Origin of the sequence: Pseudotabrizicola sp. L79 (assembly GCF_036553525.1) — a bacterium.
GTDB lineage: Bacteria > Pseudomonadota > Alphaproteobacteria > Rhodobacterales > Rhodobacteraceae > Pseudotabrizicola.
The window spans coordinates 367,569-388,402 of record NZ_JAZHDA010000046.1; the positions used below are offsets into that span (position 1 = coordinate 367,569).

General features: G+C 62.6%; 19 protein-coding genes. 13 read left to right on the forward strand and 6 right to left on the reverse strand.

The features are described 5' to 3' along the window. Positions 1-30: 30 nt before the first annotated feature. From V3C85_RS10160 to miaA, 6 genes are all read right to left on the reverse strand, one after another. Positions 31-2,112: an ABC transporter ATP-binding protein gene (locus V3C85_RS10160; RefSeq protein ID WP_331794967.1), complete on the reverse strand. Its 2,082-nt coding sequence runs from the start codon at positions 2,110-2,112 to the stop codon at positions 31-33. A 91-nt stretch (positions 2,113-2,203) separates the two neighbouring features. Beyond that, positions 2,204-3,367, reverse strand: coding sequence for an ABC transporter permease (locus V3C85_RS10165; RefSeq protein ID WP_331794968.1), 1,164 nt, complete (start codon positions 3,365-3,367; stop codon positions 2,204-2,206). A 12-nt stretch (positions 3,368-3,379) separates the two neighbouring features. Continuing rightward, on the reverse strand, positions 3,380-4,465 hold the full coding sequence (locus tag V3C85_RS10170) for an ABC transporter permease (protein ID WP_331794969.1): 1,086 nt from the start codon (positions 4,463-4,465) through the stop codon (positions 3,380-3,382). 144 nt (positions 4,466-4,609) lie between these two features. Continuing rightward, the gene (locus V3C85_RS10175; RefSeq protein ID WP_331794970.1) at positions 4,610-6,262 is read right to left on the reverse strand and encodes an ABC transporter substrate-binding protein; all 1,653 of its coding nucleotides are present in this window, start codon (positions 6,260-6,262) and stop codon (positions 4,610-4,612) included. Between the two features lie 259 nt (positions 6,263-6,521). Next, positions 6,522-7,319 (reverse strand): helix-turn-helix transcriptional regulator, encoded by a 798-nt coding sequence (locus V3C85_RS10180; protein ID WP_331794971.1) that lies wholly within the window; start codon positions 7,317-7,319, stop codon positions 6,522-6,524. A gap of 136 nt (positions 7,320-7,455) precedes the next feature. Then, positions 7,456-8,337 carry a tRNA (adenosine(37)-N6)-dimethylallyltransferase MiaA gene (gene miaA / locus V3C85_RS10185; protein ID WP_331794972.1) on the reverse strand — a complete coding sequence of 294 codons (882 nt, stop codon included), beginning with the start codon at positions 8,335-8,337 and terminating at the stop codon, positions 7,456-7,458. A 168-nt stretch (positions 8,338-8,505) separates the two neighbouring features. Here miaA and pyrH point away from each other — a divergent pair, with 168 nt between their 5' ends. The 13 genes from pyrH to lpxB all read left to right on the forward strand — a co-directional run bounded on the left by pyrH (position 8,506) and on the right by lpxB (position 20,834). Beyond that, positions 8,506-9,240 (forward strand): UMP kinase, encoded by a 735-nt coding sequence (gene pyrH / locus V3C85_RS10190; RefSeq protein ID WP_331794973.1) that lies wholly within the window; start codon positions 8,506-8,508, stop codon positions 9,238-9,240. 101 nt (positions 9,241-9,341) lie between these two features. Continuing rightward, positions 9,342-9,905 carry a ribosome recycling factor gene (gene frr, locus V3C85_RS10195; RefSeq protein ID WP_331794974.1) on the forward strand — a complete coding sequence of 188 codons (564 nt, stop codon included), beginning with the start codon at positions 9,342-9,344 and terminating at the stop codon, positions 9,903-9,905. A gap of 97 nt (positions 9,906-10,002) precedes the next feature. Then, positions 10,003-10,743 (forward strand): polyprenyl diphosphate synthase, encoded by a 741-nt coding sequence (uppS, locus tag V3C85_RS10200; protein WP_331794975.1) that lies wholly within the window; start codon positions 10,003-10,005, stop codon positions 10,741-10,743. Next, complete coding sequence (locus V3C85_RS10205) at positions 10,740-11,558, forward strand: phosphatidate cytidylyltransferase (protein WP_331794976.1); 819 nt, start codon at positions 10,740-10,742, stop codon at positions 11,556-11,558. Before uppS ends, V3C85_RS10205 begins: the two co-directional genes overlap by 4 nt. Positions 11,559-11,561: 3 nt before the next feature. Further along, entirely contained in the window at positions 11,562-12,743 is a 1,182-nt protein-coding gene (gene dxr, locus V3C85_RS10210) for a 1-deoxy-D-xylulose-5-phosphate reductoisomerase (protein ID WP_331794977.1), read from the forward strand. A gap of 35 nt (positions 12,744-12,778) precedes the next feature. Then, entirely contained in the window at positions 12,779-14,116 is a 1,338-nt protein-coding gene (gene rseP, locus V3C85_RS10215) for an RIP metalloprotease RseP (RefSeq protein ID WP_331795278.1), read from the forward strand. 84 nt (positions 14,117-14,200) lie between these two features. Further along, positions 14,201-14,338, forward strand: coding sequence for a hypothetical protein (locus V3C85_RS10220; protein ID WP_331794978.1), 138 nt, complete (start codon positions 14,201-14,203; stop codon positions 14,336-14,338). Between the two features lie 168 nt (positions 14,339-14,506). Further along, complete coding sequence (gene bamA, locus V3C85_RS10225; RefSeq protein ID WP_445942004.1) at positions 14,507-16,900, forward strand: outer membrane protein assembly factor BamA; 2,394 nt, start codon at positions 14,507-14,509, stop codon at positions 16,898-16,900. After that, positions 16,900-17,553 (forward strand): OmpH family outer membrane protein, encoded by a 654-nt coding sequence (locus tag V3C85_RS10230; RefSeq protein WP_331794980.1) that lies wholly within the window; start codon positions 16,900-16,902, stop codon positions 17,551-17,553. The genes bamA and V3C85_RS10230 overlap by 1 nt, the downstream gene beginning before the upstream one ends. A 70-nt stretch (positions 17,554-17,623) precedes the next feature. Further along, positions 17,624-18,091: a 3-hydroxyacyl-ACP dehydratase FabZ gene (fabZ, locus tag V3C85_RS10235; RefSeq protein WP_331794981.1), complete on the forward strand. Its 468-nt coding sequence runs from the start codon at positions 17,624-17,626 to the stop codon at positions 18,089-18,091. A gap of 3 nt (positions 18,092-18,094) precedes the next feature. Beyond that, entirely contained in the window at positions 18,095-18,895 is an 801-nt protein-coding gene (gene lpxA / locus V3C85_RS10240; RefSeq protein WP_331794982.1) for an acyl-ACP--UDP-N-acetylglucosamine O-acyltransferase, read from the forward strand. After that, positions 18,892-19,719 (forward strand): LpxI family protein, encoded by an 828-nt coding sequence (locus V3C85_RS10245; protein ID WP_331794983.1) that lies wholly within the window; start codon positions 18,892-18,894, stop codon positions 19,717-19,719. The genes lpxA and V3C85_RS10245 overlap by 4 nt, the downstream gene beginning before the upstream one ends. Next, entirely contained in the window at positions 19,716-20,834 is a 1,119-nt protein-coding gene (gene lpxB / locus V3C85_RS10250; RefSeq protein WP_331795279.1) for a lipid-A-disaccharide synthase, read from the forward strand. The genes V3C85_RS10245 and lpxB overlap by 4 nt, the downstream gene beginning before the upstream one ends.

The window sequence follows — 20,834 nt, forward strand, 5'->3', positions numbered from 1 at the left end:
GGGCGTTTGCTTTTGCGCTGATCGGCGCGGCTATTCGGCGGCGATCTCGATCACCGGCTCCATCCGCTCAAGGATCTCGGCGGCAAGGTGGCATTTGATCTGATGCCCGCCGGCCAGCGTCCGCACGGGCGGCACATCCTTTTCGCACAGCCCCCCCGGCACCTGATCTTTCCAGCGACAGCGTGTCTGGAACGGGCAGCCCGGCGGTGGGTTCATCGCACTGGGGATATCGCCCTCCAACACGATGCGGCGCTTTTTCACGCGAGTGTCGGCAATGGGCACGGCCGACAGCAGCGCCTCGGTATAGGGGTGATAGGGGGGCGAAAACACCTGATCGGTGGTGCCCAACTCGACCACATGGCCCAGATACATCACCATCACCCGATCGGCGAGATAGCGCACGATCGACAGATCGTGGCTGATGAACAACAGCGTCGTCTTGTTCTTGCGCTGAATATCCATCAGCAGATCGGTCACAGCCGCCTGCACCGACACGTCCAGCGCGCTGACTGGTTCATCCGCCACCACGATCTTGGCCCCACCCGCAAAGGCGCGGGCAATGCCTACCCGCTGCTTTTGCCCGCCCGACAATTGGCGGGGCATCCGGTCGGCAAAGGCTCGGGGCAGTTTGACCAGATCAAGCAATTCCAGCATCCGCTCATGCCGCGCCGCATCTGAATCGCCCTCGCCAAAGACCTCTAGCGCGCGAATGATCTGGCGGCCCACCGACATCGACGGGTTCAGCGTGTCAAACGGGTTCTGGAACACCATCTGCAATTGCGAAACGGTATCCACCCCGCGCCGTTGAATCGGCGTATCCTGCACGTTTTCGTCAAACAGCATGATCTGGCCGCTGGTCGCCGTCTCAAGGCCCATCAGCACCTTGGCAAAGGTGGATTTGCCACACCCAGACTCGCCCACGATGGCCAGCGTCTCGCCTTCATGCGCCTCGAACGACAGGGTTTCATTGGCCTTGACCACTTTGGTCAGGCCCCCCCCAAAGGCACCGGACGAGACTTCGTAATATTTCTTCAGATCGTCCATCTTCAACACCACGGGGCCGATGGGGGCCTTTTCGGTGGTCTTGCGGGCCTTGGGCGGGGCGGCCCAGTCGATCTCTTGCCAGCGCAGACAGCGGGTTTCATGCCGTTCACGTCCCGGCACGTCATCCATCGGAATGTCACGCGCATTGCACTGACCATCGCTGAAATAATCGCAGCGCGGGCCAAAGTTACAGCCCTTGGGGCGTTCATGCGGCAGGGGGAAATTGCCCGGAATGGCGATCAGCGGGCTAGAGTTCTTGTCCGCCCCCGGCAAGGGGATCGAGCGGAACAGCGCCTGCGTATAGGGATGGCGCATCTTGTCAAACACTTCGCGCACATTGCCGGTTTCCACCGCCTCGCCCGAATACATCACACACAGCCGGTTGCAGACATCCAGCACAAGCCCAAGGTTGTGGCTGATGAACAGCATCGACGTGCCATATTTCGTGCCCAGTTCCTTGACCAGATCGACGATCCCGGCCTCGACCGTCACATCCAGTGCGGTGGTCGGTTCATCAAGGATCAAAAGCGCAGGTTTTGCCATCAACGCCATGGCAATGACGATGCGCTGCTGCTGCCCGCCCGAGAGCTGGTGCGGATAGGCCCCCAGAATGCGGTCGGGGTCAGGCAGGCGCACATCGGCCACGATCTGGCGGGCCAGTTTCAGCGCCTCGGCTTTCGCCATGCCCTGATGAATCATCGGCACTTCGGCCAACTGATCGCCGATCTTCATCGCCGGATTCAGGCTGGCCATCGGTTCTTGATAGATCATCGCGATTTCCGAGCCGCGGATATGGCGCAGCCCTTCATCGTCCATCGTGGTCAGATCCCGGCCCTTGAACTTGATCGTGCCGCCAACGATGCGGCCGTTCTTGCCCAGGTCGCGCATCACGGCAAGGGCGACGGTTGACTTGCCGCAGCCGGATTCGCCCACCAGTCCCATCGCCTCGCCCGGCATGACGGTGCAGGAAAAATCCATCACCGCCGGAATTTCGCGCAGGCGCGTGAAAAAGCTGATCGAGAGGTTCTCGATTTCAAGGATCGGTTTCGTTTCGTCCCAATCGGCCATTGTCGGCTCCTTTGGCTGCGGGTGGAACCGGGGGCGTTGCCCCCGGGCACCCGGGATATTTAGACCAAGATACAGGGGCAGGGGCGGGGCATCAGTCGCGCAGGCTTTCTTCGCGCAGGCCGTCGGCCAGCAGGTTCAGGCCCAGAACCAGACTCATCAGCGCAAAGGCGGGCACCACGGCCGGATGCGGGAAGATCGCAAGCAAGCGGCGACCGTCATCAATGGTCGATCCCCAATCCGGGCTTTCCGGGCTGACGCCAAGGCCGAAAAAGCCCAAGGTGCCCAGCAGAATGGTGGTATAGCCGATGCGCAGGCAGAAATCGACGATCAGCGGGCCGCGCGCATTGGGCAGCACCTCCCACAGCATGATATACCACGCGCTTTCCCCACGGGTCTGGGCCGCCGACACATAGTCGCGCGATTTCAGATCCATGACGATGCCCCGCACGATGCGGAACACAGTGGGCGAGTTCACAAAGACCACCGACACAAAGACGTTCAGCATGTTCGGGTCCATCGCCCAGACGCCCAAGGGATCGGCATTGAACGCGAGGCCGGAATAGGCCCAAAGGCCGATCACCAAGGCCAGGCCGACGTAAAGGTTGCGGCGCGCCGGCGTGGTGAAATAGCGGCTGTTCAGCAGGACCGAGACAAAGATCACCGGGAACAGGAACAAGACCGCCGCCAGCATGGTGGGAATGCCCGTCACCCGGATTTCCGGCGTGACCAGCAGGTAAAACAGCAAGATCACCGGAAAGGCCAGCACCAGATTGGCCAGAAAGCTAAGCCCGGTATCCAGACGACCGCTGAAATAGCCCGCAGGCAGGCCAAGCGTGATGCCCACCATAAAGGCAATGACAGTGGCCGCAGGGGCGATCTTCAGCACCTCGCGCGCGCCCATCACCATGCGGCTGAACACGTCGCGCGCCAGATTGTCGCCACCCAGCAGATAATAGGGAAAGGTGCCATCGGCCGCATTCTTGACGACCGAGCCGGGCAGGGCGTTCTTCATCCCCGACAACTGGCCCAAAGGATCATGGGTGATGATCCAGCCCGCGAAAAAGGCGGTGAACACCCAGAACATGACAATGCCAAAGCCGATCATGCCAACGGTTGAATCGAACAGCTTACCATAAAGGCCCAGCCGGCGCTTGAACTTGATGGATGCCAGAAACGTCACGCCCAGGGCCAGCCAGACCGGCAGGAACTGCGCGGCCATCTTGGCAAGGATCATGGTCCACGAAAGATCTTCCATAATCGGGCCTCCTCAGCTGAGCCGGATGCGGGGGTTGAGGAAGACATAGCCGATGTCCGAAATCAGCTGCGTCACAAGCACGACAAAGACCGCGACCACCGAACAGCCCAGCAAAAGCTGGATGTCGTTGTTGCCGGCGGCCTGCACCAGCGTCCAGCCAAAGCCCTTGTAGTTGAACAGGGTCTCGACGATCACGACGCCATTCAACAGCCAGGGAAACTGCAACATGATCACCGTGAAGGGGGCGATCAGCGCGTTGCGCAGGGCATGGCGCAGAATGATGGTGCGAAAGGCCACGCCCTTCAGCCGGGCGGTGCGGATATATTGCTGGGTCATCACCTCGGTCATCGAGGCGCGGGTCATGCGGGCGATATAGCCGATGCCGTAAAGCGCAATGGTGATCACCGGCAGGGCAAAGTTCCAGAAGGTGATCTTGTCCATCGCGCTGGTCGCGGTGCCCTGAAACAGGGTGCGCCCCTCGATCCAGCCCCATTCATACAAGATCGGCGACAGCCCCGCCGTGGCCGAGCCCAGAACCGCAATCAGGATCACGCCCGAAACATATTCCGGCGTGGCGGTCGAGGCGATGGCAAAGGTTGACAGCACCCGGTCAGTGCGCGTGCCCTCGCGCATCCCCGAAAGCACCCCCAGCAACAGCGAGGTGGGAACCATGACGATCATCACCCACAGCATCAGCCAGCCCGTGGCGCCAAGGCTGCGTGACAAGATCTCGGTCACGGGCTGCTTGAAGACCGTCGATTGCCCCCAGAACCCTTGCAAGATGCCACAGCGGGCGGGGGCGGTTGCCGCATCTTCGCCCCGCGCAATGCAGCGGCCGCTGATCGTGCCATCGGCGGCCTCATGCGTCCAGCCGGGCACCACGCCCAGCCATTCGCCATAGCGCAACGAGATGTGGCGCGAAAATCCATTGCGATCCAACCACAGGGTCACGTCTTCGTCCGACATGCGGACCGACCCTTCGGATTTGGCCAGCTTTTCCAGATTGGGCGGCAGGTTTGTCATGAAGAACACGACAAAGGTCAGCGCAAGGGCTGTCAGCAACATGACGCCAAGGCGTCGCAGGGTAAACAATAGCATGGCTTGTCCTATCCCGCCGGGGCAAGGGCTGGTTTCAGGTCTGCAGATGTGGATCACAGGGCAGCGGCGTGGCAGTGACTGCGGCTCAGACTGCGGGGTGGGGGCGCGGCTTCAACCGCACCCCCGGCCAGTTCGGCAGGCAGATCAGGCGTCGATCCACCACTTGTAGTGGTGATGTTCAAAGGTGGCATGCATCGGGGCATCCTGCACCTTCGGGTCACTGTGGCGATAGAGAGAGCGCCAGTAGGGCTGCACCATCACGCCTTCGTTCTGCATGATCGCCTCGATCTTGGCCATCACCTCACGACGCTTGTCCGCATCGGCAATCGACAGGGCCTCGCTCAGCAGCGTGTCGAATTCGGCATTGGCAAAGGCGCTTTCGTTCCATGCCTCGCCCGACCGATAGGCCAGTGCCAGAACCTGCACACCCAAGGGCCGCATGTTCCATTCGGTGGCCGAGAACGGATATTTGGTCCAGTCGTTCCAGAAGGTCGAGCCGGGCAGAACCGTCCGCTTGATGTTGATCCCGGCGTCGCGGATCTGCGCGGCAACGGCATCACAGGTCGCGGCCTGCCAGGCGTCGTCGATCGAGATCAGCTCGAACTCGAAATCGGCGCGGCCCGCATCGGCGATCATCTGCTTGGCCTTGGCCTGATCCACCACCAGCGGCGGCAGTTCGGCATATTCGGGGTGAATCGGGCAGACATGGTGGTTTTCCGCCACCGTGCCGCGGCCCGAATAGCCCAGTTCCAGAACCACGGCATTGTCCACGGCCATGGCCAGGGCGCGACGCACGTTCACATCCTTGTATTCTTCGGCAAGCTGGTTAAAGCGCACCGCCAAGGTGGCCGAGGTCACGGCCTCGCTGCGGTTCCAGCCCAGACCATCCAGCACATCGATGAATTCGCCGGTGGTCTGATAGGTGATGTCGATCTCACCCGAACCGGCCGCGGCCACGGCGGCTGCCGGGTCGGTGCCCAGATCGATATATTCGATCTTGTCCAGATAGGGGCCACCATAGACAGCCGTGCCCCACCAGGTGTGGTTCGGGTTCTTCACCAGAACCTGACGCACGCCCACTTCGTTCAGCTCGGGCAGATAGGGGCCGGTGCCAATCGGGTTCAGCGCTGGATCGCCATTGTCGTAAGACGAATGCACGATGGCGGCCGGATAGTCTGCCATGCCGACGATGATGGTGATGTCAGGCGCATTGCACTTCAGCTTGACGGTCAGCGGATCGACCACGGTGATCGCGCCTTCGGCGGCCTGCTTGGTCTCGGCATTCATCAGGCTGACCATGCGACCGGCCATCGAGTTGCCCTCGACATTGCCATCACACCAGCGGGCGATGTTGCGCGCCACATCTTCGGCGGTGAAATCGTCACCGTTGTTCCACTTGACGCCCGGACGCACCTTCAGCGTGAATTCGCTGGCATCATCATTGGCTTCCCACGATTCCAGCAGCATCCCGCGGATCGAGCCGTCGTTGTTGTATTCGGTCAGATATTCCAGCCAGCCGCGGGTAAAGTTGGCAATCTGGCTCCAGTCGGCGGTGCGCGGGTCTTTCAGGCCCTTGGTTTCCATTTCCATGCGCAGCGTGCCGCCCGCCTTGGCATGGCCCGCAGCCTGCGCCGGGGCCGACAGGCCCAACAGGCCATAGGCGGTCGGCGCCGCCACGCCCAAAGCCGTGGCCCGCACCAGAAATTCGCGGCGGCTCAGCGTGCCGGCAGTCACTTCGGCGGCATACATCTTGGCCGCCGGGTGCACCTTTGCGCTGGTGATATGAGTGTCGTTCATTCTCGTCTCCCTGTAAGGATATCTGCGGGCTTTGCCCTGTTCTTTTTGTCTTAGATCACCGACGGTTCTGGCCTTGGCGACATTTTCGCCCAGACCTTGACGCGGCGTCTCGCCCTTCTATACGGCATCAGATTGGCCCCGAGGTCAACGCCAATAGTCGGCATTTGCCGATGTAATTGCGACATTTGATGTTTCACCCAAGACATGGGCCCAAGCCACCAATGGCTGCGCAAACGGGCATCAGGGCCAAGGCGCCAGATCAGATCTCTTGCCGAAAGGCCGAGGGTGAGCGACCGGTAAGGTGCTGAAAACACCGGGTAAAATAGGCGGGCGATGAAAAGCCAAGCGCCTCGCCCACCTTGGCCACCGGCAGACGCGTTTCGGCCAGCATCCGGCGCGCTTCGAAAATGCGGCGGTCTTGCAGCACTTCGATCGCCGAGCGCCCGCAGGCCACCCGGCAACAGCGCGTCAGATGCGTGGGCGTCACGCCCAAGGCGGCGGCAAAATCGCCCACTCCTGTGCCCTTGCGAAAGTCCTGCTCCATCAGCGCGGTATAGCGCGCCACCAGCTTGCGCGCGGCATCCAGCTTGGGCTGGTCAGGCGCCCCCTTGACCGCCTGACGCTCCAGCCACACCCCCAGCAACCCCAGATAATGCTGCGTCGCCCGGTCATGGGCGGGGATGTCGCTGTCCATCTCGCGTTGCAGCGAGTCAAGGATGACATTCACCTCTTGCTGGGCATGCACTTCGCGGATGCGCAGATGCTGCGGCGTCTCGGGCAGGGTCAGGTCGCAATCCCGGCCAAAAAACACGGCTGTGCCAAACACTTGTGGCCCAACCTCAAAGCCATGCATCACGCCGGGCGGCAAAAAGACGGCATTATGGGCCGTATAGCCCCGCGTGCTGCCGGCAATGGTAATCCGGCCCTGTCCCTTGGTGAACCACAGCAAAAGCGGCTCGGAAATCGCGCGCATCGCCTCTACCCGCCAGCGACCGCCAGCGGCCAATCGGGGAATGGCAACGATGCGCAATTGCGACGGGGCACGAAGATCGTTCATGGGACAGTGCTCGTTTTTGATTGCAGTCAGACTAGCCTGCCCCTGCCATGCAACCCAAGCGAAAATATGGCACTATCCACAGATCATGCAGGGGGCTGTGGATAACTCTCGCCCAAACCGCCCCGCCGCCGCCGGTTCAGCCCATGGCAAGGGCAAATTCCCGCCAGTCGCGCATCCGGCTGCGAAACCAGGTGCGCTGACGCTTGGCATATTGGCGGCTTGCCAGCTTGGCAGCCGCGATTGCCTCGGCCAGCGTCAGCGTGCCGTCCAGATGCGCCATCAATTCGGGCGCACCGATTGCCCGGGCCCAAGGCCGGTCTGGCTGCCAGAATGGCCAAGCCGCCTGCGCCTCCTCCAGCGCCCCCGCCGCCATCATCTGATCAAAGCGCCGGTCGATGCGCGCATTCAGCCAGTCCGGCTCGGGGCGCAAGACCAGGGCTTCGGCCTGATCTTGCGGCAGATCGGGGGCAGGGGTCCTGGCCTGCCAGTCGGCCAGCCCCTGTCCGGTGGCCCGCAACACCTCCCACGCGCGCTGCACCCGCGCCGGGTTTGCCAGATCAATCCGCGCCGCCGTGGCCGCATCCAACCCGGCCACCATCGCCGCCAGATCATCGCGGCGCAGCGCATCGGCCTCGGCCCGCACCTGCGGTGAAATGGCGGGGATCTCGGCCAGCCCCTCGGTCAGCGCCAGAAAATACAGCCCCGTCCCGCCCACGATCACCACCGGCTTTGCCGCCAGCACCGCCCGCAGGTCGCGCAGCCAATGGCCCACCGAATAATCATCCTCCCGCCCGACATGACCATAAAGCTGATGCGGCACCGCCGCCTCATCCTCGGCCGAGGGCCGTGCCGTCAGCAGCCGCCAACAGTCATACACCTGCAAGGCATCGGCATTCACAATCACCCGGCCATCACGCGACGCCAATTCCATCGCCAGTGCCGACTTGCCACTGGCCGTCGGCCCCGCGATCAGGATCGGGCGCTCTCGCGAAATCTGGGAAAACCGGTCCACCTTCATCTGTTCCTAAATATCCCGGGGGGCGTGGTTTTGCAAAAACCACGAAGGGGGGCAGCGCCCCCCGCAAGGGTGCGGCGGCAAAGCTGCGACGTCAAAGGTTGAACCCGCCCCGATTTTCCGACATTTTGCGCCACAGTCAAATTCCGAAATTGAAATACGGGGATTCCCATGCCAAAGCCAGCCCTTGATCAAGGCGCCAAATACAGCCGCGTCATGCTGAAGATATCGGGCGAGGCGCTGATGGGCGATCAAGGCTATGGCCTGCACCCCCCAACCGTTGAACGGGTGGCGCGCGAAATCAAGGCGGTGCACGACCTTGGCGTCGAAATCTGCATGGTGATCGGCGGCGGCAACATCTTTCGCGGGTTGCAAGGCAGCGCCCAGGGCATGGAACGCACCACCGCCGATTACATGGGCATGCTGGCCACGGTGATGAATGCCCTTGCCATGCAGGCCGCGCTTGAGGCGCTTGGCGTCTTTACCCGCGTGATCAGCGCCATTCCGATGGATCAGGTCTGCGAACCCTATATCCGCCGCCGCGCCGTCCGCCACCTTGAAAAAAAGCGCGTCTGCATCTTTGCGGCCGGCACCGGCAACCCCTATTTCACCACCGACACGGCCGCCGCGCTGCGGGCCAGCGAGATGGCCTGCCAGGCCATCTTCATGGGCAAGAATGTTGATGGCATCTATGACAGCGACCCCAAGAAGAATGCCGATGCCAAGCGCTATGACAGCATCAGCTATGACGAGGTGCTGCGCGACAACCTCAAGGTGATGGATGCCTCGGCCATCGCTTTGTGCCGCGACAACAAGATGCCGCTGGTGGTGTTTTCCCTGAACGAACCGGGTGGCTTTCGCGGCATCATGGCCGGGCAGGGCACCTATACGCTGGTTCATGACTAAGCGCGGGGCCGGGGCTATACCCACGGCCCGGCATCGCTTATAGACCAAGAAAGACGCAAAAACCCGACCCCGCCAACCGGGGCAGCCAAAGGAACGACACGATGGCCGATGATTTTGAACTGGATACCGAAGACCTGACCCGCCGGATGGATGGGGCCATCAACGCGCTGCGCACGGAATTTGCCTCGCTGCGCACGGGCCGGGCCTCGGGGTCCATGCTGGAACCGATCCAAGTGGATGCCTATGGCCAGATGACACCGATCAACCAGTTGGGCACCGTCAACGTGCCCGAACCGCGCATGGTCACGATCAACGTCTGGGACAAGGGCATGGTCAGCAAGGTTGAAAAGGCGATCCGCGAGTCGGGCCTTGGCATCAACCCGCAACTGAACGGCACCATCATCATGCTGCCGATCCCCGAGCTGAACGAACAGCGCCGCAAAGAGCTGACCAAGGTCGCCGCGCAATATGCCGAACATGCCCGCGTCGCCGTGCGCAACCTGCGCCGGGACGGGATGGACCAGATCAAGAAGGCCAAGGCCGATGGCCTGTCAGAAGATGATCAGAAGTTCTGGGAATCCGAGGTGCAGGAGATGACCGACAAGTTCATCAAGCTGGTCGATCAGACGCTAGAGGCGAAACAGGCCGAGATCATGCAGGTCTGACCTTTCCGGCGCGCCCGCCGGGCGCGCCTTTGTTTGTTTTTTGTAGTCATTTTTCGGGGCCACCCAGCCGGGGCCAGCAGAACAAAAGGGGTGGGTCTTGGGCACCGCAGGCAGCACAACGTCACAGAACATCCGCCCGGCCGAGCATGTGGCCATCATCATGGATGGCAATGGCCGTTGGGCCACGCAAAAGGGCTGGCCGCGCCTTGTGGGGCACCGCAAGGGGGCCGAGCGTGTCAAGCAGATCGTCCGCGCCGCGCCGGATCTGGGCATCCGCTGGTTGACCGTCTATGCCTTTTCCACCGAAAACTGGAAACGCTCGACCGAAGAGGTGCTGGGCCTGATGTCGATCTTCGCCCGCTATATCGAGCGCGAGGCCGACCGCATGGCCGCCGAAGGCATCCGCATGCGCTTTATCGGCGACAGGTCGCGCCTTGATACCCGCCTGCGCGATCTGATGAACGGGATCGAGGACCGCACCAAGGGCTTTTCGCGTCTGAATTTCACCGTCGCCATCAACTACGGCGGGCGCGACGAAGTGTTGCGCGCCACCCGCGCGCTTGCCGCCGATGTGGCCGCCGGGCGTCTGGCCCCCGAGGCGATCACCGATCAGCTGATCTCGTCGCGTCTTGATACTGCCGATCTGCCCGACCCCGATCTGGTGATCCGCACCAGCGGAGAGACGCGGACATCGAACTTCCTGCTGTGGCAATCTGCCTATGCGGAATATGAATTCACCCCCACCCTCTGGCCCGATTTCACGCCAGATGAACTGGCCACCATCCTGTCGCGCTTTGGCAACCGGGACCGTCGCTTTGGTGGGGTCGCCACCGCATGACAGACCCAAAGCCAACAGCCGAACCCGTCGCCCGCTGGGGAGATCTGAAAAAGCGTCTGATTTCGGCGGCCTTCATGCTGGTGGTGGGTGTGTCTGAACTCTGGCTGGGCGGCACCTCCTTTGCCCTGCTGATCATCGCGCTGACCGGCGTTATGTTTTGGGAACTGGCCAATATGACAGCCCCGGGCCGGGTGCGCACGCCGCTGGCCATGGGTGTCTTTGCCGCCGCCTGTCTGGCGGGCGGGGTGCTGTTTCGCGATGATCTGGCCTCGACCCTGCTGATCCTGCCGGGCCTTGCCCTTGCGCTGACCCCGCGCCGCGACCGCCGCATCGCCACCGTTTACGGGATCGCCATCATGGTGGCGGGCTATGGCCTGATCGACCTGCGCAGCCCCGGCCTTCCGGCCATCCTGTGGCTGATCGCCGTGGTCATCGTTTCGGATGTGGCGGGCTATTTCGTGGGCCGCCTTGTTGGCGGTCCGAAATTCTGGCCCGCCATCAGCCCCAAGAAAACCTGGTCGGGCACAGTGGCGGGCTGGTTTGGGGCCGTGCTGGTGTCGCTGGTCTTTGTCTTTACCGGCCACGCGCCGTGGCTGACGGTGCTTTTGGCCCCGGTCGTGGCCTTTGCGGGCCAGTTGGGCGACATAGCCGAAAGCTGGGTCAAGCGCCGTTCGGGCGTCAAGGACAGCTCCAGCCTGATCCCGGGCCATGGTGGCTTTCTTGATCGCTTTGATGCGCTGATCGGCGCTGTGGTGCTGATCATGTTGCTGTCGCTGGCAGGCTCGTTGCCGATGCCTGCGCCGCTGGGGGGCTAGGGCATGCGCTCGATCTCTATCTTTGGGGCCACCGGCTCGATCGGGGAAAGCACCTTTGATCTGATCCGGCGCGCGGGCGGGGCTGACGCGTTTCGCACGGTGGCGCTGACGGGGGGGCGCAATGTGGCGCGGCTGGCCGAGATGGCCCGCGAATTGCGCGCCGAAATCGCCGTCTGCGCCGATGAAACCTGCCTGCCCGCGTTGCGCGATGCGTTGCAGGGCACCGGCATCGAAACCGCCGCCGGGGCAGGGGCGATCGCCGAGGCCGCCGACCGCCCCGCCGATTGGGTGATGAGCGCGATTGTCGGGGCCGCGGGCCTTGTGCCTGGCATGGCCGCCCTGCGGCATGGTGGCCTGCTGGCGCTGGCCAACAAGGAAAGCCTTGTCACCGCAGGCCCGCTGCTGATGCAAACCGCCGCCGCCCATGGCGCCACCATCCTGCCGGTTGACAGCGAACATTCCGCCATCTTTCAGGGGCTGGTGGGCGAAGACATCGCCACGGTGGAACGCATCATCCTGACCGCCTCTGGCGGTGCGCTGCGCGATTGGCCGCTGGACTCGCTGGCCCGCGCCACCGTGGCCGAGGCTTTGGCCCATCCGAACTGGGCCATGGGCCAGCGCATCACCATCGACAGCGCCAGCATGTTCAACAAGGCGCTGGAAGTGATTGAAACGCGCGAATTCTTTGGCATCGACCCCGACAAGATCGAGGTCATCATCCACCCCGAAAGCCTGATCCATTCCATGGTCGGCTTTCACGATGGCGCGATCATGGCCCATATGGGGGCGCCCGACATGCGCCATTCCATCGGCTATGCGCTGAACTGGCCCGAACGCCACCCGCTGCCGGTGGCGCGGCTGGATCTGGCGCAGATCGCCACGTTATCATTCCGCGCCCCCGACATGGCGCGCTATCCCGCCCTGCGCCTGTGCCGCGAGGTGATGCGCATCCGCGGCCTTGCGGGCAGTGCCTTTAACGCGGCCAAGGAAATCGCGCTTGATCACTTCCTCGACAACCGGCTTGGGTTCATGGACATGGCGGCCGTGGTCGAGGATACTCTGACCCAGTTGATGGCCGAGACGCGCCTTCAAATGGACGTAATCACCCTTGATGACATCCTGCAGGCAGACCATCTGGCACGGGTGCGCGCCACCGAAAGCGCGCGCCGCCGGTCGGCTGCCTGACCTGCTGCATGAAAAGACAAGACAAGGACGACCGCGTGGATCTGATCGGCTTCATCCCCAGCTTTGGCAATGCACTCTGGACGATTCTCGCCTTTGTGGTGGCACTGTCGATCATTGTCGCCATCCATGAATATGGCCATTACATCGTCGGGCGCTGGTCGGGCATTCATGCCGATGTGTTCTCTCTGGGGTTCGGGCCGGTGATCTATTCGCGCGTGGATCGCCGTGGCACCCGCTGGCAGATCGCCGCGCTGCCTTTGGGCGGCTATGTCAAGTTCAAGGGCGATGCCAATGCCGCCTCGGGCAAGGATGGCGCGGCGATAGAAGAGATGAGCGCCGAAGACCGCCGCCACACCATGCACGGCGCCCCCCTGTGGGCGCGCTCTGCCACCGTTGCGGCGGGGCCGATGTTCAATTTCATCTCGGCCATGATCATCTTTGCGGGCATGGCCTTCTGGTCGGGCGTCGCCACCGAAGAGCCGGTGATCAGCAATGTCAAACCCGTGCCATTCGCCGGGCAAACCCTGCAAGCCGGGGACCGGGTGCTGTCGATCAACGGCCAGCCCACGCCGGATCTTGAGACGCTGATCACCGTGGCCCATGAAACCGCCCCGGCCCCGACCGTGGCCTATCAGGTCACCCGCAACGGGCAGGACCTGTCCTTTGACGGCCCCCATCCCTATCCCCCCTATGCCTCGGCGGTGTCGGCCCATACGGCGGCTTATGACGCGGGCATGCAGGCCGGTGATGTGATCACCGCCATCGCGGGCCAGCCGATCTATTCGTTCAAGGAATTGCAGGCCGCCGTCACCGCATCCGATGGCGCGCCGGTGGCGTTGACCGTCTGGCGTGATGGTCAGTCGCTGGATCTGTCGCTGACCCCTCGCCGCTCGGACCTGCCTTTGCCCGATGGGGGCTTTGAAACCCGGTGGCTGATCGGCCTGTCGGGCGGCATCGGGTTTGAGCCGGAAACCCGCCTTCCCGGCCCGGTCGAGGCCGTGCAGATCGGCGCCCAGCAAACCTGGTATATCGCCAAAACCTCGCTGTCGGGCATCTGGCACATGATCACCGGCGCCATTTCCTCGTGCAACCTGCGCAGTCCCATCGGCATCGCCGAAAGCTCGGGCGCGGCGGCCAGTCAGGGCCTTGATGACTTTATCATCTTCATCGGCTTGCTGTCGGTGGCCGTGGGCCTGATGAACCTGCTGCCGGTCCCGGTGCTGGATGGGGGCCATCTGGTGTTTCACGCCTATGAGGCCGTGGCCGGCCGCCCGCCCACCGACAAGGCGCTGCGGGTGCTGATGGCCTCGGGCTTGGCCCTGATCCTGACGCTGATGCTGCTGGGTGTGTCGAACGACCTGTTCCTGTGCTGAAATTCCCACTAAGGCCGCAGGCAAAGCCATAATCGCGCCATAATCCGCGGTTATTCACACTTTAGCAAATTGTGGAGGTGTGACATGCAACTGGTCATGCAGGGCTATCGCGGGCTTTCATTTCTGGTCTGGTTGAATGCAGACCGGATTTTTACGTTCGGCACCGTGATCGCTGGCCTTCTGGCAGGGGCTTTTCTGGGCACGACCCTGATGCCGAACTAAAGACACAGCCCAATCCAAAGCTGTTCAAAGGCCCGGCGTCCTGCCGGGCCTTTTCACAAGACGTTGCATTGATCTGACACTGCTGCAAAACCCGGTGTCAACGCTTTGACAAGCCCCGCGCATGGCGCTAGTGAAGACACAAGGGATTGTTGAGGACAGGGCTTAGTCATGCACCATACAGCGTTTCACGTTGAAAAACCCAAGCGTGACTCCAGTACCCGCCGAATCCTGACCGCGCTTTTTCTTTCAACTGCAACGGCTTCGGGTGTGATCTTCACGCCGGTCGTCGCGCAAGACTACAGCTTTTCCGCGATCACCATCGAGGGCAACAGCACTGTTGATGCCGCGACGATCATCGGTCTTGCCAGAATCAAGCGCGGTGCGGCCCTGACCACGGCGCAACTGAATGATGCGTATCAGAACCTCGTCCGCTCGGGCCTGTTCGAAACGGTCGAGATCACCCCTGCCGGCAACACCCTTACCATCAAGGTGCAGGAATACCCGATCATCAATTTCATCAACTTTGAAGGCAACAAGCGCCTCAAGGATGAAGACCTTGCCGAGGTGATCGGCTCCAAGGTGCGCCGCGTTTACTCTCCTTCGCAAGCCGAAGCGGATGCCGCCACTTTGGGCGAATTCTACCGTGCCAAAGGCCGCATGGCTGCCACCGTTACGCCGCGCATCATTCGCCGCAGCGACAGTCGCGTCGATCTGGTCTTTGAAATCACCGAAGGCCGGGTGACCGAAATCGAACGCCTGGCTTTTGTTGGCAATCGCGCCTACAGCGACCGCCGTCTGCGTCAGGTGCTGGAAACCAAACAGGCAGGGTTCCTGCGCCAGTTGATCCAGCGCGATACCTTTGTGGGTGAGCGTCTTGAGGTGGATAAACAGCTGCTGCGCGATTTCTATCTGGCGCGTGGCTATATTGACTTTCAGGTCACCGATGCCTCGGCCGAAGTGGCGCGCGAACGCGACGCTGTTTTCGTCAGCTTTACCCTGCGCGAAGGTCGGCAGTTCCGCGTGGGCAAGATCAGCACGGTATCCGAGATTGACGGGTTGGATGCCTCTGAATTTGAAGCTGTCCAACGCATTCGCGAAGGCGTTGTCTATTCTCCCTCGGTGATCGAAAACAATATTGCCCGCATGGAAAATCTGGCCCTGCGCAAGGGGTTGAACTTCGTGCGTGTCGATCCGCGCATCACCCGCAATGATCGTGACGGCACGCTGGACCTTGAGTTCGCCATCGTCCGCGGCGACCGTATCTTTGTTGAACGCATCGACATCGAGGGCAACACCACAACACTGGATCAGGTGATCCGCCGCGAATTCAACAGCGCCGAAGGCGACCCCTTCAATCCGCGCGAAATCCGCCAGGCGGCCGAGCGTATTCGCGCCCTTGGCTTCTTTGCCAATGCCGATGTCAACGCCCGTCAAGGCTCTGCCGCCGATCAGGTTATCGTCGATGTGAATGTCGAAGAGCAGCCGACAGGGTCGCTCAGCTTTGGTGTCAGCTATGGGGCCATTTCGGGCGTGGGCCTGAATGTCGGGTTCTCGGAAACCAACTTCCTTGGCCGTGGGCAGGCTTTGTCGGTGAACGTCTCTTCGGGAACGGACAGCGTAAACAGCAGCGTCTCGTTCACTGAACCGGCCTTCCTTGGCCGTGATCTGGCGCTTTCGTTCGGGTTGTTCTACACTGAAACCGACAATGAATATGCCCAATATGACACGCGTTCTATTGGCACGAATATTGGCCTTGCCTTCCCGGTCGGTGATCTTAGCACGTTGCAATTGCGCTATGCGATCTCAGAAAACACCCTAAAGAATTACGACGGGCTGGACCTAAACTCTGATGGCGACACGCTCGATTTCGGTGAGCTTGACCCGACACTGGTCAAGGAGACCGCCCGAGATGCCGAGATCACCTCGGCCATCGGCTATACCTATAGCTATGACAACCGGATTGGCGGCTTGTCACCCGACCGCAGTTTCGTTTTCCGCTTCAGTCAGGATATCGCGGGCTTGGGCGGCGATGCGAAATACTTCAAGACCGAGGCCTTTGCCATGGCAGAGCGCAAGATCCTGAACGAGGAATTTGCCCTGCGCGCCATCTTTGAAGCGGGGGCCATCAACACCTATGGCAGCTATGAAACCCGTGTGAATGAACGGTTTTTTGGAAATGGTAAGATCCGCGGCTTTGAAAGCAACGGCATTGGCCCCCGGAACACGGTAAGCGACGACTCTCTGGGCGGTAATTACTATGCTGTAGCCCGGTTCGAAGCCGATTTCCCGCTTGGCCTGCCCGAAGAATATGGCATTACGGGTGGCCTTTTCATGGACGTTGGCTCGGTCTGGGGGCTTGATGGTGGCCCGCAGCAGCAGAACGAAACGACAGGTGTTCTCGAGTCGATTGACACAAGTTTCAACCCGCGCGCCACTGTGGGGCTGTCCTTTGTCTGGGAAGCACCGATTGGCCCGCTGCGCTTCAACTTCTCCAAGGCGCTGAAGAAAGAAGATTACGACAAAGAGCGTAGCTTCGACGTGTCAATCTCTACGAAGTTCTGATGCGCCTGAACCGCGCGACTGTGGTCTTTGCGGTGGGCTGTTTGGCTTTGGCTTTCGTTGTGCCTGCTGGGGCGCAGCAGGCCGCCGAGTCCGAAGCGGTTGCCACCCCCTCTGCGGGTGCGGTAAGTCGTTTTGCTGGTGCCGTCCTGACGCTTGACCGGGAACGGCTTTACACCGACTCTGAGCCGGGCAAGGCCGCACAGGCCCGGTTTGAACAGGCCAGCGCGGCTCTGGTTGCCGAAAATCGCACCCTCGAAGCGGCGCTTGAAGCGGAAGAGCGCAGCCTGACCGAATTGCGCGCCACCCTGCCAGCCGCCGATTTTCGCCGGCTGGCCAGTGAATTTGACACAAAGGTCGAAGAACTGCGCCGCGCGCAAGATGCCAAAAGCCGCGCCTTGACCCGCACCCGAGAAGACGAGCGTCAGACCTTTTTCGAGGCGGCCGTCCCGGTGCTGGGTCGTCTGATGGTCGATCTGGAGGCGGTGGCGATCATTGATCGCTCGGCCATCATCCTGATCTTTGACCAACTGGACGTCACCGATCTGGCGATCGAGCGGCTGAATGCGGAACTTCCGGCCACGGCCGTGCCCTTGCCTTCGCCCCTGCCGCAAGACGACGCCACCCCCGCCGAGCCGAAACCGCCAGCCCCCTGACCCGGCGTTCTTGCCGTGCGCTGGCAGAGTTGATAGCAAGACAAAAACGTCAAAAGCGCAGGGACGCCCCATGACCACAGACACCGTCGCCACCACCGAAGCCGATATCGCCCTGATCCAGCGGATCTTGCCGCATCGCTATCCCTTCCTGCTGGTCGACAAGGTGCGCGACATCGTGGTGAACGAAAGCTGCGTGGGCATCAAATGCGTCACGATGAACGAACCGCAATTCACCGGCCATTTCCCCGGCATGCCCGTCTTTCCCGGCGTGATGATCATCGAGGCGATGGCCCAGACCAGCGGCATCCTTGTCGGCCTGTCGATGGATCTGGTGGACAAGAACGCTGCGGTCTTCTTCATGGGGGTGGATGGCGTGAAATTCCGCCGCAAGGTCGTGCCCGGTGATGTGCTGGAACTGCATGTGCGGGCCCTGCGGGGCGGTGGCCGCGTCTGGAAGTTTGAAGGCCGCGCCATGGTGGGCGACGAATTGGCCTGCGAGGCCCAATTCACCGCCATGTTCGACGTGCCAAAGGCCTGATCCATGGCCGCCATTGCCCCCTCTGCCCATATCCACGCCTCGGCCATTGTCGAACCTGGCGCCACCATCGGCCCCGATTGCGTCATCGGCCCGTTCAGCATCATCGGCCCCGAAGTCACCCTTGGCCGGGCCGTCACGGTGAAATCCCACGCCGTCGTCACCGGCTGGACCCAGATCGGCGACGAGACCGAGATCTTTCCCTTCGCCACTGTGGGCGAGGTGCCGCAGGATCTGAAATTCAAGGGCGAACACACCCGCCTGATCGTCGGCGCCCGCTGCCGCATCCGCGAAGGCGCCACGCTGAACACCGGCACCGAAGGCGGTGGCGGCATCACCCGTGTCGGCGACGATTGCCTGATCATGACTGGCGCCCATGTCGGCCATGATGCCCAGATCGGCAACCGCGTCATTCTTGTCAATCAGGTCGCCATCGCGGGCCATTGCCATTTGGGCGATGATGTCATCGTCGGGGGCCTGTCGGGCGTGCATCAATGGGTGCGCATCGGGCGCGGCGCCATCATCGGCGCTGTCACCATGGTTACCAATGATGTGATCCCCTTTGGCCTTGTTCAGGCCCCGCGCGGCGAACTTGACGGCCTTAACCTTGTCGGCCTGAAACGCCGCGGCGTCGAGCGGTCGGAAATCACCGCCCTGCGCGCCGCCTATCAGATGCTGGCCCAGGGAGAGGGCAATTTCCTCGACCGTGCCCGCAAACTGTCAGATGAAACCGAAAGCCCGCATGTGCGCGAAATCACCGATTTCATCCTGGCCGCCAGCGACCGCAGCTTTCTGACCCCGAAATGACCCCCGAAGTGACCCCCGAAACGACCCGCGTCGCGATCATCGCCGGGGCAGGGGCCTTGCCCGCCGCCTTGGCCCCTTGCCTTGATCGGCCGCTGATCTGCGCGCTGGATGGCTATGCCCCGCAGGGCCTGACGCCGGACATGACCTTTCGCGTCGAACGGCTTGTGCCGTTTTTCGCCGCGCTGGAACAGGCCGGGGTCAACACCGTTACCTTTGCCGGGGCAGTGCAACGCCCGCGCCTTGACCCCGCGCTGTTCGACCCGGCCACGGCGCAACTGGTGCCACGGCTCTTTGCCGCGATGCAGGCCGGCGATGATGCCACCCTGCGCGCCGTCATCGCCCTGTTTGAAGAGGCTGGCTTTGCCATCACCGGCACCGCCGACATCGCCCCCGATCTGGTGCCCGCCGCCGGGCTGCTGACGGGCGCCCTGACCGATCAGGATGAAAAAGACGCGGACCGTGCAGCGGTGATCACACAGGCCTTGGGCGCGGTCGATGTGGGGCAGGGCTGCGTCGTGGCCCAGGGTCTGTGCCTTGCGACCGAGGCGCTGCCCGGCACCGATGCCATGCTGGCGCAGGTGGCTGATCTGCCCGCCGCTCTGCGGCCTGATCCGGGCCGCGGGCGCGGCTTGTTCTACAAGGCCGCCAAGCCGGGGCAAGATCTGCGCATTGACCTGCCCACCCTTGGCCCCGCCACGGTGGCCGCCGTGGCCCGCGCGGGCCTTGGCGGCATCGCTTGGCAGGCGGGCCATGTGATCTGCCTTGACCGCCCCGCGATGATTGCGGCCGCCGAACGGGCCGGGCTGTTCCTGTGGGCGCGCTGACCTTTTTCCTGATTGCCGGAGAACCCTCGGGCGACCGCCTTGGCGCGGCCCTGATGGCCGGTTTGAAAAGCCTTGCCCCCGACCTGCGCTTTCAGGGCGTGGGCGGCCCCTTGATGCAGGCCCAGGGTCTGACCAGCCTGTTCCCGATGGAGGAACTGTCGGTCATGGGCATTGCCGAGGTGCTGCCGAAATATCTGCATCTCAAACGCCGCATCCGCGAAACCGCCGCCGCCGTGCGTGACGCATCGCCCGATGCGCTGATCACCATCGACAGCCCGGATTTCTGCCTGCGCGTTGCGGGGCTTGTCAAAGCTGCCCAACCGGGCCTTAAGACCATTCATTACGTCGCGCCTTCGGTCTGGGCCTGGCGCCCCGGTCGCGCGGCGAAAATGGCCCGCGTCATTGATCATGTACTGGCCCTGCTGCCGTTCGAGCCGCCCTATATGACTGCCGCCGGCATGAGTTGCGATTTCGTCGGCCATCCGGTCGTGGCCGAACCGCTTGCCACGCCTGACGAACGCGCAATGATGGCTGGCCCCGGCCCGCTGATCCTGGCGCTGCCGGGCTCTCGTCGGGGCGAGGTGACGCGCCTGGCCCCGGTGCTGGGGCAGGTGATGGACCAGATCAAGGCCGCCCATCCCACGGCCCGCGTGGCCCTGCCCACGGTGCGCGGGGTGGCCGGTCTGGTGGCAGAGCTCACGCAAGACTGGGCCATTTCCCCGCAGATCATCCACGATCCCACCGAAAAGCGCGCGGCCTTTGCGGCGGCGGATGTGGCCATTGCCGCCTCGGGCACGGTCAGCCTTGAACTGGCGGCCAATGATTGCCCCATGGTCATCGCCTATGACATGCATCCGCTGACGCTGTGGCTGATGCGGCGGGCTGCGCTGATTGATACGGTGACACTGGTCAATCTGGTGTCCGACACCCGCGCCGTGCCCGAATTCATCGGCGAGCGCTGCCGCGCCGATCTGATCGCGCCGCAGCTCTTGGCGCTGCTGCAACAGGGGCCGGGCGCGCAGGCGCAGGCCATGCGCCTGACGATGCAGCGTCTGGGCAAGGGGGGCGAGGCCCCCGGCCTGCGTGCCGCCCGCTCGGTTCTTGCCCATCTATAG

Coding starts and splice junctions, on each gene's coding strand:
- V3C85_RS10160 (WP_331794967.1), bottom strand. CDS start 2,112: ATGGCCGATTGGGACGAAACGAAACCGATCCTTGAAATCGAGAACCTC.
- V3C85_RS10165 (WP_331794968.1), bottom strand. CDS start 3,367: ATGGAAGATCTTTCGTGGACCATGATCCTTGCCAAGATGGCCGCGCAG.
- V3C85_RS10170 (WP_331794969.1), bottom strand. CDS start 4,465: ATGCTATTGTTTACCCTGCGACGCCTTGGCGTCATGTTGCTGACAGCC.
- V3C85_RS10175 (WP_331794970.1), bottom strand. CDS start 6,262: ATGAACGACACTCATATCACCAGCGCAAAGGTGCACCCGGCGGCCAAG.
- V3C85_RS10180 (WP_331794971.1), bottom strand. CDS start 7,319: ATGAACGATCTTCGTGCCCCGTCGCAATTGCGCATCGTTGCCATTCCC.
- miaA (WP_331794972.1), bottom strand. CDS start 8,337: ATGAAGGTGGACCGGTTTTCCCAGATTTCGCGAGAGCGCCCGATCCTG.
- pyrH (WP_331794973.1), top strand. CDS start 8,506: ATGCCAAAGCCAGCCCTTGATCAAGGCGCCAAATACAGCCGCGTCATG.
- frr (WP_331794974.1), top strand. CDS start 9,342: ATGGCCGATGATTTTGAACTGGATACCGAAGACCTGACCCGCCGGATG.
- V3C85_RS10205 (WP_331794976.1), top strand. CDS start 10,740: ATGACAGACCCAAAGCCAACAGCCGAACCCGTCGCCCGCTGGGGAGAT.
- dxr (WP_331794977.1), top strand. CDS start 11,562: ATGCGCTCGATCTCTATCTTTGGGGCCACCGGCTCGATCGGGGAAAGC.
- V3C85_RS10220 (WP_331794978.1), top strand. CDS start 14,201: ATGCAACTGGTCATGCAGGGCTATCGCGGGCTTTCATTTCTGGTCTGG.
- bamA (WP_445942004.1), top strand. CDS start 14,507: ATGCACCATACAGCGTTTCACGTTGAAAAACCCAAGCGTGACTCCAGT.
- V3C85_RS10230 (WP_331794980.1), top strand. CDS start 16,900: ATGCGCCTGAACCGCGCGACTGTGGTCTTTGCGGTGGGCTGTTTGGCT.
- fabZ (WP_331794981.1), top strand. CDS start 17,624: ATGACCACAGACACCGTCGCCACCACCGAAGCCGATATCGCCCTGATC.
- lpxA (WP_331794982.1), top strand. CDS start 18,095: ATGGCCGCCATTGCCCCCTCTGCCCATATCCACGCCTCGGCCATTGTC.
- V3C85_RS10245 (WP_331794983.1), top strand. CDS start 18,892: ATGACCCCCGAAGTGACCCCCGAAACGACCCGCGTCGCGATCATCGCC.